Annotated in this window: 20 protein-coding genes; all 20 read right to left on the bottom strand. The window is 30.2% G+C overall.

What is annotated here, in order from left to right:
- Positions 1-224: 224 nt before the first annotated feature.
- The 20 genes from CVS97_RS09050 to CVS97_RS09265 all read right to left on the bottom strand — a co-directional run bounded on the left by CVS97_RS09050 (position 225) and on the right by CVS97_RS09265 (position 21,520).
- The gene (locus CVS97_RS09050; protein WP_199905994.1) at positions 225-3,086 is read right to left on the bottom strand and encodes a type VI secretion system Vgr family protein; all 2,862 of its coding nucleotides are present in this window, start codon (positions 3,084-3,086) and stop codon (positions 225-227) included.
- Complete coding sequence (locus tag CVS97_RS09045; protein ID WP_230853298.1) at positions 3,083-3,622, bottom strand: hypothetical protein; 540 nt, start codon at positions 3,620-3,622, stop codon at positions 3,083-3,085. Before CVS97_RS09045 ends, CVS97_RS09050 begins: the two co-directional genes overlap by 4 nt.
- Positions 3,619-4,110 carry a hypothetical protein gene (locus CVS97_RS09040; RefSeq protein ID WP_199905995.1) on the bottom strand — a complete coding sequence of 164 codons (492 nt, stop codon included), beginning with the start codon at positions 4,108-4,110 and terminating at the stop codon, positions 3,619-3,621. Before CVS97_RS09040 ends, CVS97_RS09045 begins: the two co-directional genes overlap by 4 nt.
- A 183-nt stretch (positions 4,111-4,293) precedes the next feature.
- Positions 4,294-4,815 carry an Hcp family type VI secretion system effector gene (locus CVS97_RS09035; RefSeq protein WP_054195925.1) on the bottom strand — a complete coding sequence of 174 codons (522 nt, stop codon included), beginning with the start codon at positions 4,813-4,815 and terminating at the stop codon, positions 4,294-4,296.
- A gap of 65 nt (positions 4,816-4,880) precedes the next feature.
- Complete coding sequence (locus tag CVS97_RS09030) at positions 4,881-5,801, bottom strand: hypothetical protein (protein ID WP_107785834.1); 921 nt, start codon at positions 5,799-5,801, stop codon at positions 4,881-4,883.
- 9 nt (positions 5,802-5,810) lie between these two features.
- Positions 5,811-9,299, bottom strand: a complete 3,489-nt coding sequence (tssM, locus tag CVS97_RS09025) for a type VI secretion system membrane subunit TssM (RefSeq protein ID WP_107785833.1) — start codon at positions 9,297-9,299, stop codon at positions 5,811-5,813.
- A gap of 78 nt (positions 9,300-9,377) precedes the next feature.
- Positions 9,378-10,274 carry a type VI secretion system baseplate subunit TssG gene (locus CVS97_RS09020; protein WP_107785832.1) on the bottom strand — a complete coding sequence of 299 codons (897 nt, stop codon included), beginning with the start codon at positions 10,272-10,274 and terminating at the stop codon, positions 9,378-9,380.
- Complete coding sequence (gene tssF / locus CVS97_RS09015) at positions 10,271-11,989, bottom strand: type VI secretion system baseplate subunit TssF (protein WP_107785831.1); 1,719 nt, start codon at positions 11,987-11,989, stop codon at positions 10,271-10,273. The genes CVS97_RS09020 and tssF overlap by 4 nt, the downstream gene beginning before the upstream one ends.
- Positions 11,989-12,378, bottom strand: coding sequence for a type VI secretion system baseplate subunit TssE (locus tag CVS97_RS09010; protein WP_107785830.1), 390 nt, complete (start codon positions 12,376-12,378; stop codon positions 11,989-11,991). The genes tssF and CVS97_RS09010 overlap by 1 nt, the downstream gene beginning before the upstream one ends.
- A gap of 7 nt (positions 12,379-12,385) precedes the next feature.
- Positions 12,386-13,834 carry a type VI secretion system contractile sheath large subunit gene (tssC, locus tag CVS97_RS09005; protein WP_054195919.1) on the bottom strand — a complete coding sequence of 483 codons (1,449 nt, stop codon included), beginning with the start codon at positions 13,832-13,834 and terminating at the stop codon, positions 12,386-12,388.
- A 2-nt stretch (positions 13,835-13,836) separates the two neighbouring features.
- Positions 13,837-14,322, bottom strand: a complete 486-nt coding sequence (tssB, locus tag CVS97_RS09000) for a type VI secretion system contractile sheath small subunit (protein ID WP_054195918.1) — start codon at positions 14,320-14,322, stop codon at positions 13,837-13,839.
- 78 nt (positions 14,323-14,400) lie between these two features.
- Positions 14,401-15,675, bottom strand: coding sequence for a type VI secretion system domain-containing protein (locus tag CVS97_RS08995; protein ID WP_107785829.1), 1,275 nt, complete (start codon positions 15,673-15,675; stop codon positions 14,401-14,403).
- On the bottom strand, positions 15,676-16,440 hold the full coding sequence (icmH, locus tag CVS97_RS08990) for a type IVB secretion system protein IcmH/DotU (RefSeq protein ID WP_084110013.1): 765 nt from the start codon (positions 16,438-16,440) through the stop codon (positions 15,676-15,678).
- Positions 16,441-16,448: 8 nt separating this feature from the next.
- Complete coding sequence (tssK, locus tag CVS97_RS08985; protein WP_107785828.1) at positions 16,449-17,843, bottom strand: type VI secretion system baseplate subunit TssK; 1,395 nt, start codon at positions 17,841-17,843, stop codon at positions 16,449-16,451.
- Position 17,844: 1 nt separating this feature from the next.
- Positions 17,845-18,312, bottom strand: a complete 468-nt coding sequence (gene tssJ / locus CVS97_RS08980; RefSeq protein WP_054195914.1) for a type VI secretion system lipoprotein TssJ — start codon at positions 18,310-18,312, stop codon at positions 17,845-17,847.
- 112 nt (positions 18,313-18,424) lie between these two features.
- Positions 18,425-18,553, bottom strand: a complete 129-nt coding sequence (locus CVS97_RS09540) for a hypothetical protein (RefSeq protein WP_265094259.1) — start codon at positions 18,551-18,553, stop codon at positions 18,425-18,427.
- An 8-nt stretch (positions 18,554-18,561) separates the two neighbouring features.
- Positions 18,562-18,846 carry a hypothetical protein gene (locus CVS97_RS08975; RefSeq protein WP_107785827.1) on the bottom strand — a complete coding sequence of 95 codons (285 nt, stop codon included), beginning with the start codon at positions 18,844-18,846 and terminating at the stop codon, positions 18,562-18,564.
- A gap of 397 nt (positions 18,847-19,243) precedes the next feature.
- Positions 19,244-19,792, bottom strand: coding sequence for a hypothetical protein (locus CVS97_RS08965; protein ID WP_107785825.1), 549 nt, complete (start codon positions 19,790-19,792; stop codon positions 19,244-19,246).
- A 231-nt stretch (positions 19,793-20,023) separates the two neighbouring features.
- Positions 20,024-20,464 (bottom strand): hypothetical protein, encoded by a 441-nt coding sequence (locus tag CVS97_RS08960; protein ID WP_107785824.1) that lies wholly within the window; start codon positions 20,462-20,464, stop codon positions 20,024-20,026.
- Positions 20,465-21,277: 813 nt separating this feature from the next.
- Positions 21,278-21,520 carry a hypothetical protein gene (locus tag CVS97_RS09265; protein ID WP_159070907.1) on the bottom strand — a complete coding sequence of 81 codons (243 nt, stop codon included), beginning with the start codon at positions 21,518-21,520 and terminating at the stop codon, positions 21,278-21,280.
- Between the last annotated feature and the right edge of the window lie 464 nt (positions 21,521-21,984).

Below are 21,984 nucleotides of genomic sequence, written 5' to 3'. Positions count from 1 at the left end.
ATTGTTTATAGTATTTGAAATTTTGAATGAATTATATAAATTTTAGAAGGGCTTGTCTATTGTACTGGGGTACAATGTTGAAAAATTTGTATGGCTAGCTTTTATCGTAGCCCTAAAATTTAGCCTTTGCCTTTAAAATTCTTAGCTTTAGTTTTAGTAGAAATTGATTTTATTTAAAAATTTAAAGACCTACTAAAATACAAAGTAAGTCTTTAAATATGATCTTATAAAGCCTTTATATCTCCGCCAATAACTCTTAACCCTCTACTATCAAATATCGCCTTTACGCCAGCTACTTCTATCACGACGCTTGATCCTTCTATCGTTACTTTTGTGCTACCTACTTGATGGATTATCTTATCTTTGGCATTTACCTCATAAGTCGTCTCTATATTGCTAAATTTTGAATCAGCAATCTCAGTATGCTGGGCAGCTGTTTTTGTTGTAAAATTTGACTTAGCATTTACATCAATGTAGCTATTTGCCTGAAGCACAATATGCTCGTTACTAAATTCATTTATGCCTTTTTGTGAATTTAGCTTATAGCCACCATCTATATTTTGCTCTTTTGTGCCTTTTACCTCTTTTAACTCATCATTATGTATGGTCGTATTAAGATTTGATTTTACTTCTACAAATTTATCATGTCCTACAAATTCATGACTATCTTGACCTACTCTTGTATTGTTATCAACAGCTACGTTTAGAGTATTTGAGACGCCCACTACTGTATCTTTTGAAAGTCCAACTGTTGTTAGATACTCGCCTCCGACATTTACGTTTTTAGCAAGATCTATAGTCTGGATGTGAGCTTTTTTTACTCGTTCAGTATAACTTCCATGCACTTGTGAGCTTTTGTCATTTAGTATTGTTTGAGAAAAGTCGTTATTTACAAGCTCGTCATAGTCCTTTTCTGCTTTTACATAAATTTGCTCTTTATTTTTTAAATTTGATAAAGTGATCTCGTTTATACCGGTCTCATTTGCACCAATTGTTTTTGAGCTAAGAGATGTTTGGTGATAGTTACTATCCACATTTACAAGTGGCGTATTTGAAGCATTATATAGGCTACCACTTACTACTGGGTTGTCTATATCGTTTTGTAAAAACGAGATGATAACCTCATCGCCGATCCTTGGTATGGCAAAAAATCCTGAGCTATTGCTAGCAATAGGCGTTATCACTCTTAGATAAGCACTCTTATGATAGCTTGCGTTGATGGCATCGTCTTTATCGATTATCTCTTGCGTACTAAAAGCATTTAACCTCACCTTTACCCTACCATAGCTATCAGTATGGATCGTGTTATTTTGGCTGTTTAGTCCATCTTGACCGACTACAAGACCTAGCGTGATATCTGGTGCTTTTGGTTTTTGTTTGTAGCTTGGGACAAATTTCACACTACTTGGAATGATGCTTATCTCGTTTGTGTATGAGCTTATAAATTTTTTATCTTTAAATGGGACATTATCGCCTAAATTTAAAGTATTTTCTAAAACGCTCTCATCGATATAAGTATGCTTTAAAGCTATTATTTTAAACTCATATTCACTCTTGCTAGCATCAATGGCTACCGAAATATTATCATTTAAATTTAGTGCAAATACATTTGAGCTAGCGGTAAATTCTTTTAAAAGCATATCGCTTCTTAGTTTTTTAAGATAGGTGCTAACTTCAAGCAAACTGGTGTCACTAAATGAATACTCATCTAAATTTATATGCTTATCATAGATATTTACCTGTTCGTCAAATATCTTTTCATTTTTACTCTCTAGCACATTTGGATAAGCTGTATTTTGAAAAGAGTGCGTAAAGCTATTTGCTTTTAGCGTTTCGCTCTTTGTTATTTTATTTATATGCTCGGTTGCTAGATTATTATTCAAATTTACATTAAAGCTTACTTTTCTAGCTTCCTTGCCACTGCTTGTATCGCTTGAAGTAAAATTTTCATTTTGATTGTTATAAGCTAGTATAAATGTATCATGAAAATAAATTTTTTCATTATCTTCGTAAAAATATATACCACTATCATGGCAAAGCCTTGTTATGAAAGCTAGGTCGCTCTCATTGTACTGGGCTATAAATTCTCTTTTGTTGTAGTTATTTTTGATATTTGAGAAGTCTAGCTCTTTGGTTAGTCTTTGCTTATTAAAAGCTAAAATATCTTTTACTATTTCTAAAATGCTCTGGTCTGTATAAATTCTGTTTGCTCTATTTATGCTTAGTCTATATAGTGGCGAAGTTAGCTTAAATTTAAAGAAGTATTTTTTATCTATATTTGTACTAGTCTCATCATCTACGCCAAGATACTCTACATCGCTTACTATTCCGCTAAAGCACATATCGTTTGAGCTACCATCTGGAACGATGTTTTTATTTGTTGAAGACGGCCTTTTTATGCTTAGCTTTATACTTTTATCAAGATATTTATATATGCTTGAGTAACTTTTATCGTTATTGTAGATGGTGTCTAAATTTTCATAAAGCGGGTTTTTCACCAAATTTATATAGGCAAAGCACTCTATGCTAAATATACTTTCTAAATTTTCATAAATATTTGCACGTGTAACGATAAATTTATCGTTGGACTCGTTTGCTATCTGAAGAGTTGAGAAGGTATCATTAGATACGCCGTAGTCCACAAAGCCATCTGTTGCTACTGAGTTGCCAGATGCTAGCATGACAGGCTTAGTCAGTGATGATGTTGGTGATGTTAAATTTTTGTCCATTTGTTGCTCTTTCAATCTTTTTTCGTTTTCTTCTTCTCTAAGTTTTTTAAAGTATTTTTTCTCTGGTTCTTTGATATTATAAAATCTATTAACTTCTTCTTCTATTCCACCACGTTCAGCTTCTTTATTTATTTTTTCTTTAAGATTGGCATCTTTATCTATATAATTTTTGGCAGCATCTGCATTTCCTTTAAAAATCTCTCCAATAATTGGTATTTTTGAGAAAGGATAAGTAAAGGTATCAATAGCATTTTGTGAGTTAGTAAATTTATTATTTTCTTCATTAAAATTTTTTAGTTCTGTATTATCATGTTTTATATCAAGTTTCTTTTTGCTAGTGTTAAAAAAATCCATCATCTTTTCTCACTTTCCAAAAGCTTATCTAAATCTTTTTCATCTCCTACTATCTTTAATATAACTCTCAAATAACCATAATGATAAGGATCTTGTCCATGATCTAATAGTTTTTTGATTAATTTAAATTTCTCTTCTTTAAATTCTTTATATTTCGGTGTTTTTATAAATTCTAATAGCTCAGGGCTTGCTTTTTTGTCTTTTATGCCATCGCTATTTTCTCTAAAAAAGGCTAGGAATTCTGTTGCTATAATTGCAGTTAGCCATTTATCTGGCGTAATATCTTTATTCAAAAGTAAGTCAAATGTTTTAGTCTTATTATTTTCATAAGCAGCATCTAGTAAATTGGAGCCATCATTAGCGAAACTTGGGACTATATTAGCATCACACCCAAGCTCATCTATGTAATATTCTATACATTTAGCAGTATTTTCATCGGTCGTATTTTTATCAAAGATCACAGCAAACATATTTAAACAATTTGCTTCGTGTGAATATAAAGATGTTATGAGAAATATGATTATTGCCAATTGCTTCATTGCGCTAATCCCTTTTGAGTTCTATTCTTTAATAAATTATCTAAATCCTTTTTATCATTTAAAATTTTTAAAATAGATTTTAAAGTAGAATAATCTTTCGGGTCCTGTCCATAATCTAATAGTTTTTTAATTAATTTAAATTTCTCTTCTTTAAATTTTTTATATTTCTGAGTTTTTATAAATTCTAATAGCTCAGGGCTTGCTTTTTTATTGTTTATACCAACACCATTTTCCCTAAAGAAAAATAAAAAGCTCATTCCTATGGATGTTGCCAAGCTAGTATTGGCGTATGTGCCTTTTTCCAAAAGAGTATCAAAAGTTTTTGTTTTATTTGCATCATAAGCATATTCTAATAGATTTGGTCTTATTGAAAGTTCAGGAATTTCTATAGTCATATTTGCATCACATCCAAGATCATCTATATAGTATTCTACGCATTTAGCAGTATTTTCATCGGTCGTATTTTTATCAAAGATCACAGCAAACATATTTAAACAATTTGCATCATGCGAATATAGAGATGTTATGAGAAATATGATTATAACTAGGTGTTTCATATCGCATTTCACATATCATGTTAATTTAAAAGATAAAGATAAAAAAGGGCTCATCTGTGTCCTTCTAGCTAGAAGATGATTTTATTAACCCTAGGGATAAACCCTAGGTTGGTTTTAAGCTTTTTTAGTAGCTTCTCTCCAGTCATCACTTCCGCTTGTACCTGCAGCTACATGTTCCCAAACTATCTTTCTATAGTTCATTGAAACTTTGAAAAGCTCTGTTTTGTCGCTGTTTAGCTTATCTTGAGCATTTGGGCTTACTAGAGTAATATCTGTTATAGTTGCATCTTCTAGTTTTGTAGTAAAGAAATGCTCAGCACCACCACTAGTTGATGTTCTATACCAATAGATCTCAACCTCTGGAAGTCTTTCGCCTTGTGTTAAAGCATTGTAAAGAAGTGGAACAGCTTTATTTAGTGATGTAGTAAAACTAAATGGCTTATGGACTCTTTGACCTGATGGTTGGCCACTTTGTGGATCAGTTGGAACTGTTACTATATGAGAAACCTCTTGAGCCATGATCTCATCTTCGTGACCTGACTGATAGCGATTACCTATACTAGCTTCTGTTGAAGCACCACTCGAAATAAGTCCTTGTGTAGAACCTTTCACTTTAATATACACTGGTTGTGACATATTTACTCCTATTAAAAAGTTTGGATTATTCTATCTTTTATTTACTTTCTGTTTTATTAAAAACATTACTTTTTTAACATATAGCTTTGAAGAGCTTTATGTAATAGATAATTAAACGCTTCCTTGTCTTCCTTAGTGCTTTTTAGTACGGCTCCTGAAAGATATTTAAAAAATGAGTTATTCTCGACTATATCATACATTTGGCTATATAGCTCTTTGCATATAAGCTTAACCAAAACAGTATTTATTAGTTCTGTCGAGTCACTAAGAGGAAGAGTTTTCATGATTGTTTCCATATCTTTTGTATTTAAAGTCCTAGTCTGCTCACTTATAGGGCTCATATTTGGTTGCAATTTTATACTCTCAACTATCTTTGTCAAAAGCTCATCCATGCTTTTTGCAGTTAGCATATTTTGATTATTTGCATTTTCTTCTTCATCAAAATTTTGAGCTATCTCATTTAAATTTAAAACTGCATCGTACGCATTTTCATTTAAAGTGATATCTTTTTTATCATTTATTAATGAGTTTATCTTTGGCTCTTCTTTAAAATCAACATTTGAAATTTTACCAACTGGTTCAAAACGTTTATCATCAAGCTTGTCAAAATTTTTCGTATTTTCTATTATCTTATGGGCTTTTCCTATATATTCATCAATCCTAGAAGGGTCTATAAATATAAATTTTAACTCCCCTATCCTAAAGACATCGCCCAAATTTATGACGCTCTCATAGTCATCTGGAAGCTTTGAATATGAATCACTATAAAAAATTTCACAATCTTTATAGCCACAAATTGTGAAAACCCCCTCTTCAAATCCAACATGAGCGTGTTTTGGTGCGATTGAATCGCTCATATCATTACAAGAAAATTTTGTAGTATCTAACGAGCCTATATCACCACCATTTTCATCAAAAATGATAAATTGAGCTGAAAAGCTTGACGCTTTATCGTAATTTTGTATAACTGCTGCTATTTGTTGCATATTTTATCCTTAATAAAGCATCTTCTTTGGTAAATTTATCGTTGGTATGATATCCATAAGCTCTAAAAGCTCTCCACCATTTGGTGTTACTTCAAAGCCAAAATACGAATCTCTTCTACCATCAAAATTAAGCGTACTAACACCAACACTACTAAAATTTGAAGCTTTTAGTATCTTATACCAGCCCCACTCTCCATCAAAGCTTAACTCTTTTCTCTCGCTTCCAGTACTTGAAACTGCATTGAATTTAAACTGTGTTGATATATCAAAATTTTTGCTTGAAACTATCAAATTTGAGGCAATTGTATGATCATAAGTCAAAGAGTTATTAGAATAACTAATATTTATATGGCTAAAATTTGCCGATAAGTCGACGGCTTTTAAATTATAATTCAATTTTAGTTCATCATTTGAATCAAGCATTAAATTTGAAATTCTGTCTATATAGGCAATATTTTTAAGAAAATCTCTGCTAAATCTTAGCTCTTTTGCATATTTTGGTCTTATTTTATAACCATCAGCGGTTTTACTTAAGATTTGTTTTAGATATCTATCATAAAAGCTATTCCAAGTTCCGTTTTTGCCAAAGAATCTTTTAAATTCTTCTATGCTAACAGCCTTTGGAGATTGTTCATTAAATGGATAAAATGGCTTGATAAGACTTTCAAAATCATCAAAAACATCATCTCTATATGCTGTTGATAAAAGCGCTGAAGCGCCATTTTCTACTTGTTTCCACGCAAGTGTCGATAACTTTTGATAATATTCATTTAACTCATCTGGGAGTTTCTTGGCATCATTATTTAAAACAACAAATGGGTCGTTTTCATTTTTTATACCATTTATTGCATAAACTATTTTATCATCGTTGCTTTGAAGCATTTCGAAGTTATAGTCACTAACTTTTTTATAAACGCTTGTTACATCATTGCTTATAATATCTAGCAAGTCATTAGAATTTAACGCATGATAGGTAGTAAATTTAGCGCTAAAATCACTGAAAACACGCTTTATCTCACTTGAAGCAAATCCTAGAGAATAGATATATTTTAGTAAATTCTCATCATTTAAATTTGTATTTTGATTAGTTAATTTTATTAAAGAATTTAAAGGATTTTCTCTCTTTGACAAGATGTCGAGCTCTTCTATGACCTCTTTTTTTGTGCTAAATTCATTTGGCTCTATTTCTCTTAAAATTTGGCTCCACTTATCAGCATAGTTTTGCAAATAAAGCTCTATTACAGCAATGCTTAACTCTTTCTTATCATTTGAGCTAATATCTTTTAAAGAAGAATTTGTCTCCATTAGCCAAGATTCTATTCCAGCTGTTTGATCTATGTTTGAGCTAAGCTTTGACAAGAAATCTCTTAAATTTTCTTTTGTATAAATTTTATTAAATGGCTTAAATGCTTCTTTCTCTTGGACTACTGTGTATAAATTTTCTACATCTTTTTTAATATCGTAAAAAGATTTATCGTCTTTGAATGATATGAATTCAAGTATGTAGTAGAGTCTTTGTGCTCTTTGAACAGGTGATAGTCTCGTATTTGCTATACTTTGAGCAACTGTATCTGCAGTTATGTTTAAATTTTCTGCTTTTAAAATAGCCTCAATATGAGCTAAAAATTCATCTTTTGCAACGCCATATTTTTCAAATTTATCCCAGTTTGTGCTAATCCAAATTTTAAATAAATCCACATTTGTGTAGTCTTTGTCAAAGAGTGAATCATACATATAAAATGCTTTTATTAGCTTATCTGGATCGCTTTCATTTTTTAGTATATTTTCCATTTCAGTTAAAACTGTATTTTTAAAAAAATCAGCATTTAAATCATAGTAAAGCGCTTTAACTGGAGTAAAGCCTTTATAAGAAGTATCTAGTGTTATATACTCAAATTTAGTATCACCACTAAAGATTCTTGGATAGTCATTTAGACTTTGTTTTAGTAAATTTAGAAGCTCAATCTTTTGTGTTGGAGAGAGATCCTTGTATTTTTTACCATCAAGGTATGAAGAAATTTTATTTGCATTATTTATAGCATTTTGCTCTTTTATGTTTTTGGTGTCTAGAATAAAACTAGAACCCAAATATACTCCAGCGCAAAGTATGGCTACTAAAACAAAATTTACAAATTTTGTAAATCTATTTTGAGCGCCAAATTTATTTAAGTTAGCTTTAAAAGCTATCTCTTTTAAAAATGATTTTACAAAATAGCTTTGTTTACTATAGTTATTTACCGCTCTTAAAAGTGGTTTTTTGATGTTATATCTATCGCAAATAGTATTTGTAAGGTAGTTTATAGGTATATTTTCTTGATAAGCACTGACGAAATAAATTCCATTTATGGTTGAGCTATTTTTAAGTGCATTTTGAGAGCTTAACTTTGTTACAAAATCTTTCACTAAAGCAAAAAAATTGTCAAGTTGTTTTAAAAATAGATATGAACGTTTTTTGTCTTCCAATAAATGCGAAATCGAGTTCTTACTCATGAGATGTTTAAATAGTGACTCGCTTAGGCTTTTTAGCTCTGTTTCTAGTGATTGTTTTGAGAAATTTGAATCTAAGTTTATTCCTAGAGCCTTATTTGCCACATCTTCATTGAAAAGCCTAAAATAATCTCCCATGCCATCTATTAAGTCAAGCTTGCTAAAAACAATATAAATAGGAAATTTAGTCTTTAGATGTTTCTCACAGTCATTAACCCTTTTTATCATATATCTAATTAATTCATCAAAATATTCTTGCGTGCCTTCAAGGAATTTTTTAGTATCTATGATTAAAACCGCACCACTTAATCTAGCGTTAAAATCATTTCGTTTTAAAAAGTTTAAAAATTCACTCCAGATACTTTTTTTAAGCAAGTAATCCCTATTTTTATCCACATCATCTTCGGGAAGCTCTTCAGTAGCTGTTGGCTGATACAAGCTCTCCTGTGCGAAATGTATACCCTCAGTATCTAAAAGTGCACCAAATTTTGAAATATAAAGATTAAAGTTTGTCGTACTTTTATGTATTTTTTTATAAGTATCTAAACTATCAGATAGTGGAAATTCGATATTTGAGTAGTTTATAAATGCGCTCTTTCCAGCACCTTCGTTACCCATTATCATTATTAAAGGTAATTTTTTAAAATTTATATCTTTTTTCCAAGTCGTTTTGGCATCTTTCAAAGAAAGCATAAAATTTCTTTTTGCCTTACCAAAACTATCCATAGACTCTTTTTTTATCTCTTTTAGCTTATTATTTTTTTCATCTTTTTGAGATGCTAAATAGTGCATTAATGGCTTGATTAAAACAAAAAATAAAATAACTGCCCAAAATGCAATTAATATAGTGACTCTTGAACTTATACTAGCAAAGCTATATACATCGTTAAAAGCTATAAGTGGAGCATAAAGCCAAAATAAAATACTTAATGCAATAGAAGCTACCAAAATTGTACTGTGTTTGAATCTAAAAAAGACAAAAAATCTTCTTAGGTAATCGATAAATGCCATTGATGCACATCCTTTTACAAATAAATATATTTCTTTAATGTAATAATAACAAATATTTTAGATTTTATATCTAAAAATTTAAGAGCAAAGCCTAAATTTTATAAAATTTGACATATTTTTATTACTTTTAAGCCTTGCACCAAGGCCTATTTTACTATAACTTTCATCTATCCCAAGCTTTAATTGCATCTTTGGAGAATAGTTTATTTTTATGTATAAATCGGCAACAAATTCATTGTTCGTAAAAAAGATAAGAGTATCTTGAAGCTCTTTAAATTTTCTTCTTTTTGGGAAAAAATCAATAGCTTCTTCATAATCTATGCCATTTATATAAACTGCTATCTTAGTTTGTTTCTCAAAAAGCTTTTTACCAAGTATAAAATTTCTGCCCAAAGTCCTATTTTTGATACCAAGTGAATTTAAATTTGAAGGCGCTATGAAAATTTGATTTGGTAGATTTTCTAGCAAAAATAGTTTATTTTTTAAATTAAAATGACGCTGCAAGGCGAACTCGATCTCTTTTTTAGGCCTTCTTTGGCTAATAATAAGCGGAGAAAATGGTAAGAATTTTTTTGCTAATTTTTTATTGCTTATGTTTAATATATCCAATAAAATCTTTGAAATTTTATCATCAAGCTCTTTTTCAAAGGATCTTGCATAATTTTTTAAACTAATGCTATCAAAGAAAAGCCAAAGCAAGTAATTATCAAAAAAGTCAAAAAATTTCTCGAAATTATTATCGCTACTCTTTGAAATCTTCTCCAAAATATAGCTTGTAAGATGCGAGCCACTTCCCAAAAGACCCATAAAATTTATGACGATTTTTACTGCATCCTCTTTACTTAAGCTCTCAAGCTCATTAATCGGATAAGCAAAACTTGGGCTATTTTTTAAAAAAATATCTCTTCTATCATGGTGCTTTAGGCAGTTTTTTACTAACTTAAAAAAAGAAGCTTGATTTAGTTCTTTGTTCATATTAATTTTTTTGTACCACCTAAAAAGTCATAATTAAGCAAAATTTTGCTCTTTATACACTTTATTTTAAGCTCGCAAAATGAATTAATTGATGCAAATTTTGATAAAAATTTAGCCAAATTTATACCTAAAACATAGACATTTCCAATACTCTCAAATTCACTTTCATCTATATAAAATATACAGAGCAACCCTCTTTTTGCAAAGCCTTGTTCAACTCTATAAATTTGCTTTGTTTTTATATCATAAAGCGAGTTAGCAAATTTTTTAAAAAACTCATCATCTGGTGTGCTAAAGGTATTAAGAAGTGCTAAAAAAGAGCCCTTCTCTAGTATACTTTGATAGCTAAAAGATAATATGCTAACTAGTTTCCAAAGAAGATTTCCATCTATTTTTACTCGCTTTACACTGGTTGGAATGGTTAAATTTTTAGTTGTTACACCTTGATGGGATAACACTCTATCTATCTCGCCAAGTTTTAGCTTGCAAGGTAAATCACCATTGCAGCAAAGTGCATCTATGCTAATGGTTTGATCTTTAGAGTCACTTTTAAAAAAAGAAATTTCTTTATAAGAGTTTAGTTTTATATCTGTTTTATTGCTGACAAAATAATAATCTTTTGCTCGCTCATCATTTAAAAATTCAAATCTCTCAAAACTTTTATAGTTTTTTAATATCCTTTTTTCATTATTACTACTATGAGCGACCACCTTATTTATTGAAACGATTTCATAAGCATCGATATTTGAGCGATCTAGAAAAATTCTATATTCGCTTCGTCTATTGTTATTCAAAATAGGTTCGGCACTCATTGCAAATAAATTTATTGCAGGCGTAACAAAAAGAGAAAAATATTCTAGCCTTGGCACATATCCACTTGGCATATCTTTTGAAAATATGAATTTAATATTAAAGCTTTTTGTAGAAAAATTTTTAAGAAAGCTAAGTCCATTTAATCGCACAAAATTTAACTTTGAAGGGAAAAATGATAGCTCTTTTAAAAGCTCAAATGCTTCAAATCCAAACTCATCACTCTTTATCAAACGCTCATCAAACTTGTCCAAACTAAGTTTATCAGGGCTTAACTTTATCTCTTGATCGCTATCTTCAAAACTTATTGCAATAAATTTCAAGTAATTTTTTAGCCACATTAAGAGCGTAGAAGAGAAGTAAACATTATCTCCAAGATATAAATTTAAAAAGTCTATATCAAGTTCTTTAGTGCTAAGCTCGTCCTTTGTAACGCTTATATTTAAATTTAGAAGATAATCACTCTTATTATTTGACATAAAAGCTTTTGTTATCTTTAATGGAAGCAAATTTATGTCAAAGATCGTTTGGAATTTGCACGTTATGCCATTGATCTTCTTTGACTCAACTATACTTCCTTTTGGTATAAATTCTCTCACCCCCGAGAAGTCATCTCTTAAGGTAAATTCTTGCATACAAACTGATGGAAAAGGATTTGTATAGCTTGGCATTAAAATATTTACTAAAGACTCAGCGATTAGCGGGATATTTTCATCTAGTTCTTGCCTGATCCTAGATGTTAAAATAGCCATATTTTCTATTATGCTCTCAACATCAGGATCTTTGCTTTTAGTATCTAAAAAGGGTGCTACTTTTGGAAAATTTTTAATAAAAAGGGCTCTTGTTTCATCAAGATATGCCATCTCTTTTTGAAAATAAGCTAGATTATTTTCATTATAATCCATTATAAAATCTCACAATATCTATTGTTTTTAAAAATAACTTTTAGCAAATACTCTTTGAAATTATCGTTTTTATGCTTGTAGTTTATATTAAAGATGATACGCCAAGGCTTTAGTGAGTCATCGTATCCGATAGATGTTACTTCTATTCTATTCTCATTTGAGCTGATTAGTTCATATATTGCCATGCCAAGTTTATGACCAAGCTCATTTATCTCAACACCCATCGACCAAAGATCAATAATGCTATCATTTAATCGGCCGTAGTTACCAAGTCTAGAGTTTAAGATAGTATCAATGTGATCTTTTATGTCGCTGTCTAGATCTTTAAAATATGGACGTAGCTTTGATTCATCACTAAATTGATACAAAATTTTATCTATCAGCGACATAGCAAGCTTACTCTTTGTCTAGTTTTCCGACCAAAGAAAGCTCGAAATTTGCTCCCATAAATTTAAAGTGAGGTCTAGCCAAAAGCTCTATTTTATACCAGCCCGGCTCGCCGGCTATATCACTGACGATAACCTTTGCACTTCTAAATGGCCTTCTGCTTCTAACATCTGCTGGTGGATTTTCCTGATCTGAGATGTATTGTCTTAGCCATTCATTTAAGCCGCGCTCAACATCACTACGCTCTTTCCATGTACCTATCTCTTCTCTTTGAAGCACTTTTAGATAATGAGCCAAACGAGAGATCAAGAACACATAAGGCAGTTGAGTTCCGAGCCTGAAATTTGTCTCAGCAGCTTTACCTTCTGGAGTATTTGGGAAAATTTTAGGCTTTAGTGCAGAGTTTGCTGAGAAAAATGCAGCGTTATTGCTATCTCTTCTTAAAGTAAGAGCGATAAATCCATTTTCTGAAAGTTCAAATTCTCTTCTATCTGTGATCAAAACTTCGGTTGGAATTTTTGTTTGAACGCTTCCATAATTTTCATAAGTATAAGTTGGAAGATCCTTTACAGCACCGCCACCTTTTGGTCCAATGATATTACCGCACCATCTATAATCAGCAAAACTATCTGTAAGCCTTGTAGCAAACGCATAAGCTCCATTGCCCCAAAGCATATCATCGTGATTATTTACAGTTTCTCTATAATTAAAGCTCTTTATAGGATTATCCTCTGGCACATAAGGAGATCTTGTAAGAAATCTATTTACCATACAACCTGTGTATTTTGCATCTTCATTTTCTCTAAAAGTTCTCCATCTTGTATATTGTGGGCCTTCTAGCATGCTTTTTAGATCTTTTATATTTTCAAGCTCACCAAAATTATCAAGTCCGAAAAATTTAGCAGAAAGAGATGTAAGAAGCGGTGAATGGCTCATTGCAGCAATTGATGACATTTTATTTAAAAAAGTCATATCTTGATTTGATTTATCTAGCTCATAGTCAGCCACTATCGCACCAACTGGTTCACCACCAAATTGTCCATATTCGGCTGAATAAATTTGTTTATAAAGTGTACTTTGAGTTATATCTAGATTATTTTCAAAATCATCTAAAATTTCTTCTTTTGTGGCGTCTAAAAGATCAATTTTTACATTTTCATTAAAATTTGTTCTCTCAACCAAAAATCTAATTCCACGCCAAGTTGATTCTAGCTCTTGAAAAGATTTATTGTGTAAAATTTCATCCATTTGAGCAGATAAAAGGGTATCGATGTGAGCTATCATCTCATCAAGTGCGAGCTTATTTATTTTATCTTCGGCATTATTTGTTGTTATTATGTTTGAAATAAACTCAGCAACTCCTTGCTTTACAACACTATAACTCTCGTCATCTTTTGAATATTTACTCCTTTGCATTATGCTTTCAATGATAGGAGTTTTAACTTTAGTTTCAGACATTTTTATTCCTTATCTTGTTCGTCTTTAATCTCTAAAAGAAGTTGTTTTCTACTATCTTCATCTTTTATAGCTTCTAAAACCGCTTTTCTAAAATCAGGCATATTGCCCATAGGACCTTTTAGTGCAACTAAAGCTTTTCTAAGCTGTAAGAGTTTTTTTAGCTCAGGAATTTGATTTATAATATTATCTGGATTAAAATCATGGATGCTCTCAAAATCAAGGTCAATATTTAAATCTTCATTGTTAGAATTTAGCTTATTTTTTACAGAGAAATTTGTATGAATATCTAAGCTTTTCATAACCTGATCAAAATTTATTTTATTGATAGAAATCACTTCGCGATCTTCAAGTGGAGTTTGGTTTTCGCCAGTTAAATTTGCAACTACCATAAGTTTTAATGGAAGCTCTACATCGGCCTCTTGGTCATTTGTCTTAGTTTTATAAACTATATTTATGCGTTCTTTTGGTGGGATTAGATTATCTGCCATAGTAACATCCTTTTTTCGTAAATGATTTAAGAATTATATTTAAATAAAATTAAAGGTGATTTAAAAAAACATATTTTATCACACAAATGTTTTTGCCTTTATATATATGTCTGATAAATAATCTTTAAGCTCGGTATTTTCTATAAAATTAACTATTTGTGCATAGGTAGCTTTTGCATTATTATTCATGCCTTGAGCAGTAAAAATTTTTGATAATTCAAGCATAAAATTAAGCTCGCTTTGAGCGCTTGAAGCATGCTTGCTTTTGTCTAGTTCTTTTATTAGATCTTCAAAACTCATATTTTTTTTACTATCACTGCTGGAAGTAAATTCCAAAGAGTTACTTTTAATAAAAAATTTACTTATATCTTCACTAAAAAAAGCTTCTCCGCTTTGAAATTTGAGCTTTTTTATATCTGGAAATTTATCAATAAAATTTAAAACCATATCGCAAATAAGATCACTTTGCCTTGCAAGTCCAGCACTATTTAAAAATTCGCAAAATATCTTAATGCCTTCTATCCAAAATGGATTAAGTGCTAAATTTCTTATAATTTTTTCTAAATTGTCAAGATTTAGTTCATTACTTTTTTTAAAAAGTATAATCAGATTTTCATCGGGATAACGTATCTGTGTTATTTGGTCGCTACTTGATGGAAGTGCCTTTATTCTACCCCACATTGCTTCAAAAATTAAAGCATAAGCGGTAAAATTTTTAATATCACTCTTTAAAAGCATTAGTGATAAATTTATAAAATATTCTCTAAATTCTCTATCATTAAATGTACTAATATCATTGCCACTAAATGAAACGTTTTGATGGTAAGTTGGTTCAGTTTTAGTAATTACTTTTGGCTCTTTGGCTTTTAAAATTTCTTCTTTTTTTTCTTCTATATAAAGTGTATCAAAACGTGTACCAAGCTCTTGCGAAAGCTCAGGCACAAGATCATTAAAGGCTTTTGCTTCAGCTTGATCCAAAGCTTTATCATTAGCTTGCGTAAAAAGCTCTATTGTTTGAGCTATTATCTTTTTTTTAGCAGGTAGTTGTTTTTCATTTTTTGCAAGTAAATTTGGCTCTTTTTTCAAAATAGATAGAAAAAAGGCAAAAGCTTTTATAAGTGTTCTAAAAGCCTCTTTGTCGTTTAAATTTATAGCAGAAATCGCTAAAAAATTTAAAAGCTTGGCATCAAGACTAAACTCACTTAAGGCTTTTAAAGATGAGCTAAATACATAATCCCACTTTATACTATCATGCATCAAAGTTTTATACTTTGACATTTCATCAGTTAAACTAATATAAAGCTCATTCTCTAAAAAATCTTCATTAAATTTATTACAAAAATTATCTTGCACTTACTTATTATCCATAAAATTCTCTATCTTATTATTTAGGATGCTATCGTTTCTGATATTGTTTTGATCCATAGAATATGTACTATATAAAAATGCAGCTGCAATCATAGCAATGGCTAGTAAAATGAAATAAAATTTTAAACGCTTTAACGAAAATACCTCAAGAAAACTTTTCTTTGTCTGTTTTAAGTAACTCTTTTCAAATACATTTTCATCGGCCTTTATGAGCGGAGAAACGGCTGCAGCTATATTTTCACAAAGATAAGAAATTTTTTCATTGCAATCTTCTTGTGTTTCATATTTTCCTTTATAGCCAAGCACCAAACAAGCATATATAAATTCTAAGAAATCTTTATTTTTACCAACATTTTCAAACCACTTATCCATAATGCCAAAGAATTTATTTCCACCTAGATTTTCATTAAAAAATCTTGTTGTCAGGGTATTATTGGCCCAAAAGCTGTTCATAAAAATTTCATTTTTTAGCAAGCTCTCATCTATAAAAACACAAAGACAATATCTAAGTCTAATAATATCGTCTTCCTCGTAAATGCCTAGATTTGATATCTTTGAAGTAGTGCTTAAGATATCGTTTATCAATTTTTCACGTAAATTTGCCATTTCACTTTGTGAAAAATTTTGTAATTTTGAAACCCTATTTGCCAAAAGAAGCAATGGTAACACATGATCTAGTGCAAGATTTGTGCCAAGACCCAAAAGATTTGTTTGACTTAAAACTGAGGTTTCATTTTGATTTTCGTTCATTTTTATCCTTATAATAAAGCCCACATTTTAATGTCAGCATTCGGTAAATTTGCCGTTATATAAACGCTAATCACATTTTGATTTGCAAAGCTTTTAAAAATTTCATCTTTTTTGTCTATCTTATAATAGATATAATCGTTTAACTTTGGTAAAGTGCTAGGAACAACAGAAATTTGCTCTACGTTTATACCCCTTAGCTGTGATGAAACTATGCCTTTTATATTTGATTGAGTATGGATTTTGCATTGCTCTTTGAAATTTTTAAGAAGATACTCATTTTTCGTATCGCTGTGAATAGCAAAATAAATTTCTGAGTTTTCAATAATACTTGGATTATCAAAAATACAGTCGTAAAAGCCGTGATTATTTTTAACAATCTGTGCCATTATATATTTTGGAGATAAGATATGTGAGAATAAAAGTCTTAGATTATTTATCAAAGGCACAAAAGTTTGAGTTAGATTATTGTGATCGTAGGCGATAAATTCGCTAAAACTATTATCGTGACTAAGTGCCAACAGATCAGCCTGAAAATCAACTAATTTTTCATACAAATACTCTGGGTGAAATTTATCTTTCTTTAACAAATAAGAGAATATTAAATGCCATTTTTTCAACATATTTAGTGTTAAATATGTTGAAAAATCAAGTCTATTTTTAGCTTGATCAACACCTCCTAACAACCCAAAATAACTCTCTTGATGTTGCTTTGTAGCAAAGCTAAGCTCCTCTATAAAATTTATTATAAAGGTGTTTTTACTGATGTCAATACAAGTTGGAATAAATTTTTCGTCAAGTGTTATTTGCTTATTTAGGTCTATATTTTTTATTTTATAAATTGGTATGCTAAGCTCGTAAGGCATCTTTGAGCCAAATACTCCAAGAGATGATCTTTGGCTTGCTAGGATTAGATTTTCTTTATCTTGCGTAAAGGCAGAAGATAGTTCAAAATCATCTTTATCGTCTAGCTCGTTTAATATATCATTGCTAGCTTCATCATGCACTCTTGAGCTAATAAGTGCTTGCTTGGCTGTAAATTTTAGATTTGGTAAATTATTTTGCAAGCTAATATCAACCAGACCTGAGCTAATAGGTAGTTTTAACACTATAATGGCTGAGTTTAGCTCACTTGGGCTTATCTCAAGTGGCTCTGGTAATTCATCTTGATCTGGCGCGTTAAAAATCGTGCCATCTTGAGAGATACAAGAAATTTTAGTTAGCCCTATTTTGCCTTGAAGCAAAAGATCGCTTGAAATTTCTAAATCTAAAATACCATATAAATTTGAAAAAGAAGAGATGGTTTTTAGGTTTAAATTTCTCTCAAAATATCTTTCTTGTTGCTCGAAATGAACCTTATCGACGTTCATTCCGTTATACCAAACGACTTTTAGCTTTTCAGACATTTTATTTGCTTGCTTGTATTTTAGAGCTACTAGCGTCTAAAACATTTACGCCATTTTTTGTTATTTCAAAAACTATATTTTTTTCTTTTATCTCTTTTGTAGCCTTATAAGCCTTGATATTTGTCTTGCTCTGATCAGCATAAAGTACCAAAATGCCAACATACGGAACTTCGTCAGGATATACATTTGTAAAAGCATATCTATTTGTATTTGGCTGAATTTGTGTTTTTATAGAGTCAATCTTGTCATAGCCTAGTATTTCACCATTTCTTTCGGCTAGATCGATAATGCTAGCTTCTTTAAATTTAGCCACATCTCTTAATTTATAAGCTATGATAGTTATAGGAACATTATCGCCATGATAGTTTAAATTTGAATTTGGCATATTGCTTATAATAAGATCTTTTGCACATCCTGTAAGAAATAGCATAAATACTAAAAAAGATAGAAATTTAAATATTTTTTTCATGAGTTCCTTTACCTGATTTTAATAATATTATTTTTGCGTAATTATATCTAAAAAATTTAGATGATGTTCATTTTAAAATTAATGTTCTTAAACAAAACTTTTATATCAGTTCTCATTCTTTTTTATCGTCTTTGTTATTTTTATTATCTTTGCTGCTCATACTATCTACAGCCACCTGTGTTATTCCAGTAAATATACTTGCCCTAGCTTCAGCCTCAGTCTGCAAATCTCCATTGCCCACTTTTATGTTTACCCTCTTGTGGCGTTGTAAAGAAACCAAAATACAAAAACTAAAAAAGAGTGGATTAAAGCGACACCACCTCTTTCTATTTCCATTTTTTGTATATATTCTTTTTTAAAATCGCTCTTTTTTATACCGTTTTTTATTATAAAACATACATTGGCAAATATTAGCAACACAGCCATAGCATCAATATAGTGTTCTCCAAAGAGAAGTTTTAGGATTATTATGCAAATAGCACCTACTATAAAAAACGCTATTGATCCAAAAAATACAATCCAATTCTTCTTCATTACTTATCCGCTTTTTTTGTTTTATATTTTTTGCTTTCTATACTATCTGCAATAGCTTGTCCAGCTGTAGTAATAAAATTTGTTCCTACTTCAGCCGCGGTCTTTATTCTACTCGCCTACTTTTATGTTTACCATCTTGTGGCATTGTAACCAATCCACATTATAAATACAAATATAGCCTGTATCAAAGAGACACCGCCTATCGTGACGTCCATTTCTTCCAAATTCTTTTTCGAAAAGTCGCTCTTTTTTATACCGTTTTTAATTATGTAATATATATTAGTCAAGATTATCCCAGCAAAAATAACGTCACCATAGTGTTCTCCAAAGAGAAGTTTTAGGATTACTATAAAGCCAATACACAATATGCTACCAAAAAATATAATTAGAAATTTTTTCATTTTTTGTTATCTTTTTTGTCTTTATCGTTTTTACTTTTTATGTTATCGGCCACTGCCTGACCTATTCCTGTCACAACTGATACTATACTTTCAGCCGCAGTCTGTAAATCCCCATTGCCTACTTTTATGTTTTTACCGCCTGTTCCCGCAAGACTGCCGAACAGTCCAAAAAATCCACCAGCAAAACCTTTTCCTACCACTCTCTCTGCGTCCACATCTCTTGATCTATCTTTAAGCTGAGAGTATAGTTCTGTAGATGAGTTGACAAAAGCGCCTCTGACTATTGCCGAGAATAAACCGCTAGCAGCTCCACCATATGTACCGCCTAATGCATTTATTACTACTTCTGTATGGTCAATATTTTTAAAACTATAGCCGTTATTTATATACTGCGATCCAATATCTATACCTCCGCCTATGGTGGCGCCTGCTACTATACCCGGGGTTTTTGAGCTATCATAAAATTTAATATCTTTTGTTACGTCTTTTATTAAAGTACTAGGACTGCTTTGCGAAGCAGAGAGCTTTGGTTTAGAAGCTGTCACTAAATAACCTTTATCGTTAGTAATTTTATAAACCTCTACCGGTTTATTATTTTACCTAATTGTTGATATATCACTTTATTCCCCGTTATATCCATACTACGAGCTACATACTCTTTACCGTTATGTCTTAATATACCGTCGCTACCTAACCTTCCTCCTCTTAGGGTATTGGCTAATAGTTTTTTGTTTATTCTTTCAGTCATTCCTATTTTAGAGATATTTTTAAAATTTCTATTTATCGCCGATGATTTGTTTATTTTTTAATTTTACATTTGTAAAATTTAACGAATTATTACTTTTTTCAAATTTAACTTTTTGCTTCTTTTGTTTTTTAGGGTTTCTATTCTGTGGTTTATCTGGTATAAATTTTTCAGGTTGTAAAGCCCAAAAAATCACGCCAATAGTAGAAATCCACGAAAAAATGCAAAAATAAAAGAATATTCCGTTGCTTTCAAAAATTGTAAGACAAATTAAAACTATAAAAGCTATCAGAATAAGGCTTCCCCATTTAAAAACTTCTTTTAATTTTTTTTGTTCTTTTACTTCATCTTTTAAACAATCAACACTTATGCGCAAAAAAAATAAAATATAAAAATTATAAAAAATATAATGAAAAAATGGAAAGTCACTCCTTAGAGCTATATCTATAAAAGCATTTATGATACTACTCATTTTTTACCTACATTAGCATCATTGGTTGTATTAACTGATTTTTTCTGCCATAAAGCTACGATACTTACGATAATTATTGACAGTAGAGTAAAAACAAACATATAAACCAATCAACAACTTGATTTATAAATAACCAAATAAAGCAAAAGGGTTAAGATAAGTATCAAATTTGTAATATCTATTCCAGTTAATTTTTTAGAATATAGATAAGTCTTTATAGTTAAATATATTACAATGTTTGAATAAAAATAGAAAATGATCCAGTGGAAAATAGGATATTTAAAGCCATAATCCGCCAGCCCAAAAAACAGCGCAATAACAACCATTCTTAAAATTTTATTCATTAGTACCGCTTTATTTTTTAATTTTTGCACTTGTAAAATTTAACGAATTCTTACTTTTTTCAAATTTAACTTTTTGCTTCTTTTGTTTTTTAGGGTTTCTATTTTGTGGTTTATCTGATATAAATTTTTTAGGTCGCAAAGCCCAAAAATCACGCTAATAGTAGAAATCAACGAAAAGATGCAAAAATAAACTAAATACCCATTTGATTTGTAAATTATGAATTTAACGAGAAAGTAAAAAACAATAACAATAGGAATAAAAAATGATATACCTATTTTTAAAATTTTTATATTTTTAGATTTATTATAGATTATATAACAATGGCGAATAAACTTAAAACAAAAATATAGTACGAGCAAACCCAAAAAATATAAGATAATCCAAGCAACTAATGGGTGATGATTGGCTAAATATACGATTAAATCTACGATTTTATATTGAAATTCTCGCCAGAAAGCATTAAAAAAATCATTCATTACCACTACCGCCGATAGTATTGTCTTTTATTGTATTGCGAAGTTCATAATTTGCTCCTTGAAAAATTGTATGTCTAAAAATATTTCCATCATTTTCTATCATATTATTTAATAATTTATCTTCCCTATTTATTGATTTTGTATTTAAGAAATTTCTCCATTGTTTTGATATTACCCCAATTGAATGCTTTACTTCTCGCAAAATTTGAGAAATTTGACGCATACTTAGTATCATCATCTCTATTTTTGTTTATATCTCTATGATCTTGTATATACATCGATCTTTGGTTTTCATGAGTTATGGTTTTTACTAGATCTTTCATATCGGTTATGTTTTTGAAATTTATATAACTAGCACCGGTTCGCAAACTCGTATAACCTTTTATTTTTTCGTCATTATATCCTCTTTCATTTTTTTGTATGTAAGACTGCGCAGTATAGTCTTTCTCAAAGCTTTCTTGAAAGCCTTTAAGAAAATTCTTTACAAAGGCTCTACTATGAAGCTCTTCATCTTTACTGTTAAGCTTGCTGAAGCTTAACAGTTGGCAGTAGCTGGATATTCCTTGGGGTATTTTAAAGGTAACCTAAAATAAAAGATAGAAACAAGAATTTAAAACAAATTTATTTTTATGGTATTAAAAGGGTGATGGCTTTATAATCATTGGAATTTTTAAGAGACTGTCCCACTTTTGTAACTAA

The organism is Campylobacter concisus, assembly GCF_003049735.1.
GTDB lineage: Bacteria > Campylobacterota > Campylobacteria > Campylobacterales > Campylobacteraceae > Campylobacter_A > Campylobacter_A concisus_AN.
Note: the sequence above shows the minus strand (reverse complement) of the source record. Positions and strands in the feature narration are given on the sequence as shown.

Bases quoted from the DNA above. Each gene is read 5' to 3' on its own strand.
- CVS97_RS09040 (WP_199905995.1), bottom strand. From the start codon at position 4,110: ATGTTTGCTGTGATCTTTGATAAAAATACGACCGATGAAAATACTGCT.
- CVS97_RS08960 (WP_107785824.1), bottom strand. From the start codon at position 20,464: ATGAGTAGTATCATAAATGCTTTTATAGATATAGCTCTAAGGAGTGAC.
- CVS97_RS09010 (WP_107785830.1), bottom strand. From the start codon at position 12,378: ATGTCGCTGATAGATAAAATTTTGTATCAATTTAGTGATGAATCAAAG.
- CVS97_RS08975 (WP_107785827.1), bottom strand. From the start codon at position 18,846: ATGAAGAAGAATTGGATTGTATTTTTTGGATCAATAGCGTTTTTTATA.
- CVS97_RS09020 (WP_107785832.1), bottom strand. From the start codon at position 10,274: ATGAACAAAGAACTAAATCAAGCTTCTTTTTTTAAGTTAGTAAAAAAC.
- CVS97_RS09265 (WP_159070907.1), bottom strand. From the start codon at position 21,520: ATGATACTAAGTATGCGTCAAATTTCTCAAATTTTGCGAGAAGTAAAG.
- tssB (WP_054195918.1), bottom strand. From the start codon at position 14,322: ATGGCAGATAATCTAATCCCACCAAAAGAACGCATAAATATAGTTTAT.
- tssF (WP_107785831.1), bottom strand. From the start codon at position 11,989: ATGGATTATAATGAAAATAATCTAGCTTATTTTCAAAAAGAGATGGCA.
- tssC (WP_054195919.1), bottom strand. From the start codon at position 13,834: ATGTCTGAAACTAAAGTTAAAACTCCTATCATTGAAAGCATAATGCAA.
- CVS97_RS09030 (WP_107785834.1), bottom strand. From the start codon at position 5,801: ATGCAACAAATAGCAGCAGTTATACAAAATTACGATAAAGCGTCAAGC.
- CVS97_RS09045 (WP_230853298.1), bottom strand. From the start codon at position 3,622: ATGAAGCAATTGGCAATAATCATATTTCTCATAACATCTTTATATTCA.
- tssJ (WP_054195914.1), bottom strand. From the start codon at position 18,312: ATGAAAAAAATATTTAAATTTCTATCTTTTTTAGTATTTATGCTATTT.
- icmH (WP_084110013.1), bottom strand. From the start codon at position 16,440: ATGAACGAAAATCAAAATGAAACCTCAGTTTTAAGTCAAACAAATCTT.
- CVS97_RS09035 (WP_054195925.1), bottom strand. From the start codon at position 4,815: ATGTCACAACCAGTGTATATTAAAGTGAAAGGTTCTACACAAGGACTT.
- tssM (WP_107785833.1), bottom strand. From the start codon at position 9,299: ATGGCATTTATCGATTACCTAAGAAGATTTTTTGTCTTTTTTAGATTC.
- CVS97_RS09050 (WP_199905994.1), bottom strand. From the start codon at position 3,086: ATGATGGATTTTTTTAACACTAGCAAAAAGAAACTTGATATAAAACAT.
- tssK (WP_107785828.1), bottom strand. From the start codon at position 17,843: ATGTCTGAAAAGCTAAAAGTCGTTTGGTATAACGGAATGAACGTCGAT.